The organism is Vibrio sp. 03_296 (assembly GCF_002265885.1).
The window spans coordinates 1-556 of record NZ_NPKW01001380.1 but is presented as its reverse complement, the minus strand read 5'-3'; the positions used below and the strand labels follow the sequence as shown (position 1 = coordinate 556).

The window sequence follows — 556 nt, the reverse complement described above, 5'->3', positions numbered from 1 at the left end:
AGAAAATCATAATTATCATTATTAAAATCATCCACTTACACTGCATGCTTCTTAGTTTACTTGAGGCATAACAATGACACGCACTCTAATGACAATGCTAGTTGTAGCCAGCATTGCTGGTTGTAACTCATCCGGCGATAGCCGCTCTACATCACCTTCCCCAGCTACGGCAACGCCATCCATTCAAATTGATAAAACTGATGAGCTTATTGCAACACTAAAGAACCAGAAAACCATTGACGACCAGCTAATGGTGATTTATGAGCGCTATGAGCCTTTGTTAGATCGCTCTGATTCGTTGACAGGACCAGATACTAACCAAGATGGTATTCGAGATGATATCGAAGCGTTTATTGATGCGTTAGAAGTAACAGAGCCTGTTCGTAATGTACTTAAGCAAAAAGCTCGGTATAGCCAAGAAGCTATCAGCCACGACTTTGAAAGTGCCACTGATGAAAATGAAAGGCTTTCTTATAAGATATTCCGAGAAGTATAACAAAGGTTTCATGCTTGTCATGTTCTATTTAAAAATCCCGTTTGAGGATAGTACGCAAAT

At 39.7% G+C, this 556-nt stretch carries 1 pseudogene; it reads left to right on the top strand.

Annotated features, from left to right (window positions below):
• Nucleotides 1-73 precede the first annotated feature (73 nt).
• Nucleotides 74-490: pseudogene (locus CIK04_RS32455) on the top strand (chromosome partitioning protein ParA); the annotation flags it as partial.
• Nucleotides 491-556 lie beyond the last annotated feature (66 nt).